Genomic DNA, 2,983 nt, shown 5'->3' on the forward strand with positions numbered 1-2,983 from the left:
CACGATCGGACCCGCCGTCGGATCGGACACCGCGTCCCGGCAGCGAACGCGGCACGCCCCGCGAGGCCCCCGTAGCCGAGGACCGAGCGCAGGAGCCAACCACCGCCCAGGTCCGCTCGTGGGCCCGAGGCCAGGGCATCGACGTCCCGCCCCGGGGAAAGCTGCGGGCGGCGATCTGGGACGCCTACCAGGCCGCCCACCCCAGGCGCCCGTGAGGATGAACCGTTCCGGGTGCGGTGGACAACTCTGAAAGCAACGGCGCTGGTGCAGCCGAAGCCCACCCAGCCTCATGGCGGGCTGGCCGTGACCTACCGGACCGTGGGCGATCTCGACGCGGCGAGCAACGGTGCCCAGCTCGCCATCCACCGCATAGCCCAAGAAGCCCGGACCAACACGCTCAAGCACGCCAGCACCGATGCAGTGACTGCGGCCGCACACGCCGACCGGGGCGCATCCGCGCGACAGGCCGCCGAGCCGGAGGCCGCGGTCATCCGTTCCGCAGGGACATCAGCCATGCCAGGTCCGCCGTGGCCTGGCTGCGGACCGTCCGTTCACGGGTGAACAGTTCCTGGGTCTTCGTCAGTACCAGCATGTACGGGCGCCCCTGCCGCCGGGTCTGGTGGCGCACCGGCAGCTCGGCCGAGTCGATCCTGGTGTGCACATGCCGCCGCCCCTCCTTCGCCAGCGGCCATTCGAGAACCCGCCGCGACCGGGACCCGAGGAAGGCGCCGAGGACACCGCACAGCTCGCAGCCGCACCCGTCCCAGGCCACCGACCAGTCGTCAGCAGCGCGTGACGGCCGCTCACACACCGCGCGGAGCCGGTCCGCGCTGTCCTGTGCGAGCGCGTCGAGCCCTGCCACGCCCCACTCGGCCGACGTGCTCGCCTCCGCGGCGCGGCGCAGCAGTGGCATCAGGCACTCGAGCACCGTGTTGCCGCGTTCGCGCAGCTCTGCCAGGATCCCGTCCCTCAGCTCTTCGTCGGCCGCCGCCAGGACGTGTCGCAGCGGCAGGGCCAGCCGCTGCAGCTGCGCTCGGCGGATCTCGGCAGGCCCGGTCGTGGTCCACAACCGCAGGCCACTGTCCACCGCGGCCCAGACCCCGGCGGACAGCCGCCGTGCCACCGCCGGCGCCCGATGGGCGCGCAGCGCCGTGCACAGTTCAGGCAACCGCTCGGTCCACTGGTACTGCTCCGTTTGGAGGCGGTCCTCCGATACGAACCAGGCGTCGACGACCCGGCCCGTCCATCCGGTTCCGTACCGCTCGGCTGCCGAGGCCAGTGCGCCCGCGTGCTCCGGGCTGAGCGCGCCCGCACTGAACGGCTCCAGCAGCATCGCTGCGGTCTCGGCCGCATCCAGGCTCTTGGCCACCTGCAGCGCGCAGTCCAGCAGCTCGGGTTGCGGACGGGTGTGCTTCCAGAACGGTGCGAGGGACTGGGCCTGGTTGCGCGCCCCGTCCAGGTCGCCCCGCGCGATGCCGACGCGCAGTTCCTCCAGGGCCCACCGCGATCCGGCCTCGCCGCGTACCGCGAAGGCCCGCTCACGCGGCCACACGACAACCGCGGCCCGCCGGTACCACCGGTCCAGCGTGTTGCCGTAGTTGCCCATGTAGCCCTCGTACTGGGAGTCGTAGGGCGTCAGGTCCGCGCTGTCGGTGCTCGCGCACACCTCGTAGTCCTGAACCCGCAACGAGATCTCTTCGCCACCGGTGCCGTCCGGACCGGTCCACCAGCCCAGGGTGATCTCGTCGTCGATCAGCTCCTGGAGGACGTAATCCCCATCCTCGCCGACCTCGCCCGCATCACCGTCCTCGTCACCGTCCTCGTCCTCGTCGTACCCGTGGTCGTCCCAGGGATCGTCCCCCTCGGGATAGGCATCCCAGGTCTCCTTCACCTCGGCCAGGGCGAGCACCGACTCGCACCCGACCTGCCCGGAAGCGGCACGCAGCAGAGCGGCACGCCCCGCGTCGGCGCCCTTGAGCCGCTCCCAACTCAGACCCCGCTGGGTGTACTCGTGATCGAGCAGGTACACGAGCCGGGTCGGCGGATCCAACTCACGGGTGCCGTAGCGCGGTTTGGCGGGCGAGCCGAAGTGCCGACCCAGACTGTGTGCCAGCTCCGCCAGCGGTCCGGACGCCTCCGCCGAAGTCCCCGGCTCGGCGAGCAGGTTGAAGGTGAGCGCCACCCGGTACCCGGTTCGGACCGGAGTGACCTGGTGCCGGCAGTCGGCGTAGAAGGCGACGAGGGTCAGATCCGTCTTCGAGGCACGGTAGGCGCACTGGTGCCCGGCGTGTTCGATGACCAGCTCTCCCCCTGTGTGCGCCGAGGGCAGGGAGAGCACCAGCGTGCCCACCATGGCGTCGTCCTTCTCCGAATCCTGGTGCGGAAGGAAGAACTGGCCCTTGCCGTACACCAGCATCGCGTGCGGCTCAGCCCGCAGCCGGGTCGACGACGGGAGACCGAGAGCGTCCCGGAAATGCTCCAGCGCGCCGCTCAGCAGCGACGGCCAGGAAGGACCGGCAAGACTGATCTGATCCGGCAGGATCTGCCAGGTGTCACGCACACTGGTGTCGCTCAGCGTCTCTTCGCCCCGCCCGAACAACGCAGGCCGTGCCACCGAGATCAGCCGCTTCACCTGGGGCGCCCGCAGCGGAAGGTTCACCGGCCCGACCCCGGCCACCTCAAGGCCCAGTCCGGCCACAGGTGCCTCCAGCCGGGCACTGAAAGCCTCCGCCTTCTTCGCCCCGCCGAGCAGTCCAGCCAGCCGTTCCCTCGGTGTCACCACCACGTGCCTGCCCTCCGCCCCCTGCGGGTCCGTCGTTCTCGGCCCGATCCTACGAACCCGGCGGCACCGCCAGGACCGTAACCGTGGATGGGCCCCGAACGAGGCATCACGGTCAGGTCCCGTGAGATGAGCCGCAGCACCTGTCGGTAGGCTGCACGGCCGTGAGCGAGTACCAGTACTACGAGTTCCAGGCCATCGACC

Annotated in this window: 2 protein-coding genes; one reads left to right on the forward strand and one right to left on the reverse strand. The window is 70.9% G+C overall.

The features are described from left to right. The coding region (locus tag RB628_RS40105; protein ID WP_318325581.1) for a histone-like nucleoid-structuring protein Lsr2 at positions 1-215 on the forward strand (215 nt) is incomplete at its 5' end. 272 nt (positions 216-487) lie between these two features. On the opposite strand, the gene RB628_RS40110 is transcribed toward RB628_RS40105, so the two are convergent. Then, the gene (locus RB628_RS40110) at positions 488-2,785 is read right to left on the reverse strand and encodes a 2OG-Fe(II) oxygenase (protein ID WP_318325582.1); all 2,298 of its coding nucleotides are present in this window, start codon (positions 2,783-2,785) and stop codon (positions 488-490) included. Between the last annotated feature and the right edge of the window lie 198 nt (positions 2,786-2,983).

Source organism: Streptomyces sp. ADMS (assembly GCF_033441795.1).
Lineage (GTDB): Bacteria > Actinomycetota > Actinomycetes > Streptomycetales > Streptomycetaceae > Streptomyces.